The sequence below is a fragment of the Microbulbifer sp. genome (genome assembly GCF_051659245.1).
GTDB lineage: Bacteria > Pseudomonadota > Gammaproteobacteria > Pseudomonadales > Cellvibrionaceae > Microbulbifer.
The window spans coordinates 1-1577 of sequence record NZ_JBOFOC010000173.1; the positions used below are offsets into that span (position 1 = coordinate 1).

The window sequence follows — 1577 nt, forward strand, 5'->3', positions numbered from 1 at the left end:
TCCCCCAAAGGGGGAGAGGGAACTGTGCCCCCCTCTCCCTAACCCTCTCCCCCAAAGGGGGAAAGGGAACTGTGCACCCCTCTCCCGCTTGCGGGAGAGGGGTCGGGGGAGAGGGCCAGGGAGAGGGGGATTCAAAGACAGTTGGTGGGCTTGGGCAGGCCGGCGATCTTGCTGGCCACTTTGGCCGGGCTCGGCGGAAACAGCTGCATCAGGTAGATACTGCGCCCCTTGTCCGCGCCCAGATGCTGACCGACGTATTTGACCAGCGGGCGCATGGCCGGGGACAGTTCGAATTCCCGGTAGAATTCCTGCAGCAGGCGGATTACCTGCCAGTGGTCCCCGGTGAGTTCTATGCCCTCCGCCCGAGCCAGCTGCTCCGCCGCCGCCGGGCTCCAGTCGTCCAGATTGCGCAGGAAGCCCTCTTTATCCAGTGGAATTTCCCGGCCTTCCACCTGAATGCTTTTCATCACTTGAACCAGCTGACGACAGGGTTGTGTTCGGTGCACAGGGACACCCAGCGGGCATCGTCGATCGCCTGGATATTTTCCGGAATCGACAGGCCGCGCGCATCGGTATCCGCTTCCAGGCAGTAGACCGGGGATACGGCAATTTTTTCCGACGCGGGCCCGCTCAGGGCGTAGACTCCGTCCTCGATCAGCAGCAGGGCGTCGCCTTCGGCGAAACTGCCGATACAGTCCGTTAGCGCGGAGGAACTGTAGGGGGATTTGCTGACGATATGCAGGGTCATGTCAAAAACTCAGTACACTGTCGTAGCCGGCGATAAAACTGCCGGTATCGGCAATCAATTTTAACCGGGCGCCGGGAATTTGCAGTTGTCCGGCATCGAGCCCCCGCTCCAGCAGGCTGCGCTGGCAGACATGAATGCTCTCGACTCCGAACATCGGTAATGCCCGCAGGTTGCGCCGCAGGCTCTTCTGTTCGATGGCCTCTGCCCGCTGGCCGTCCAGTAACTGGAAGACGCCGTCGGCGAGGAACAGCAGGTCCGCAGCCTGATCCATGGCCGCCGCGGCGAGTACCGCCTCCAGGCCCTCGCGGGCGAGGGCGTTGCCGTAGGGTGCCTGGCGGCACAGGGCGAGCAGGCGTTTTGCCATTTCAGGCTCCAAAAGTTATCAGGCGGTCGGACTTGACCGCTGCGTCCGCCAACTGGCCGAGACCGGAGAGTTCGAAACCCTCCGCGAGATTGGCCGCGGGCTTCTCCAGCCGCAATGCCTCGTTTTCATTGAGTAGGCCGCGCCGCTGGGCGGCGGCGATGCAGACCACCAGATCCAGTCGGTGCCGCTCCTGCAGCGACTGCCAGTCGGCGACCAGGTCGGGCTCGTCCTGGGGTGGTGCACTCAGCGCGCTGCCGTTGTGCACGCCGTCGCAGTAAAAAAATACGCGGTGAATTTCGTGACCCTGCCGCAGCAGGGCGCGGGCGAAGCGCAGCGCACTGGATGCGGACTGGGAGGCGTGAGGAGCGCCGTAGATTACCAGGGAAAATTTCATCGTGGCCGGATATTAAAATGCCCCGCTGTGCGGGGCATTGGTTTCTTGTAGGAGCGGGCCATGCCCGCGAT

The 1577-nt window shown here is 63.0% G+C and carries 4 protein-coding genes; all 4 read right to left on the reverse strand.

The annotated features are described in order from the left end of the window. Nucleotides 1-131 precede the first annotated feature (131 nt). The 4 genes from ACRC0P_RS16575 to tusD are packed head-to-tail and all read right to left on the reverse strand — an operon-like array spanning nt 132 to nt 1506. A complete protein-coding gene (locus tag ACRC0P_RS16575; protein WP_438632414.1) occupies nt 132-467 on the reverse strand; it encodes a TusE/DsrC/DsvC family sulfur relay protein in 336 nt (111 codons plus the stop codon). Further along, nucleotides 467-748, reverse strand: a complete 282-nt coding sequence (gene tusB / locus ACRC0P_RS16580) for a sulfurtransferase complex subunit TusB (RefSeq protein ID WP_438632411.1) — start codon at nt 746-748, stop codon at nt 467-469. The genes ACRC0P_RS16575 and tusB overlap by 1 nt, the downstream gene beginning before the upstream one ends. Nucleotide 749: 1 nt before the next feature. Next, complete coding sequence (gene tusC, locus ACRC0P_RS16585; RefSeq protein ID WP_438632412.1) at nt 750-1112, reverse strand: sulfurtransferase complex subunit TusC; 363 nt, start codon at nt 1110-1112, stop codon at nt 750-752. A gap of 1 nt (nt 1113) precedes the next feature. Continuing rightward, nucleotides 1114-1506 (reverse strand): sulfurtransferase complex subunit TusD, encoded by a 393-nt coding sequence (gene tusD, locus ACRC0P_RS16590; RefSeq protein ID WP_438632413.1) that lies wholly within the window; start codon nt 1504-1506, stop codon nt 1114-1116. Nucleotides 1507-1577 lie beyond the last annotated feature (71 nt).

Excerpts from the sequence above, each read along its gene's own strand:
- ACRC0P_RS16575 (WP_438632414.1), bottom strand. The coding sequence starts at position 467 with ATGAAAAGCATTCAGGTGGAAGGCCGGGAAATTCCACTGGATAAAGAG.
- tusB (WP_438632411.1), bottom strand. The coding sequence starts at position 748 with ATGACCCTGCATATCGTCAGCAAATCCCCCTACAGTTCCTCCGCGCTA.
- tusC (WP_438632412.1), bottom strand. The coding sequence starts at position 1,112 with ATGGCAAAACGCCTGCTCGCCCTGTGCCGCCAGGCACCCTACGGCAAC.
- tusD (WP_438632413.1), bottom strand. The coding sequence starts at position 1,506 with ATGAAATTTTCCCTGGTAATCTACGGCGCTCCTCACGCCTCCCAGTCC.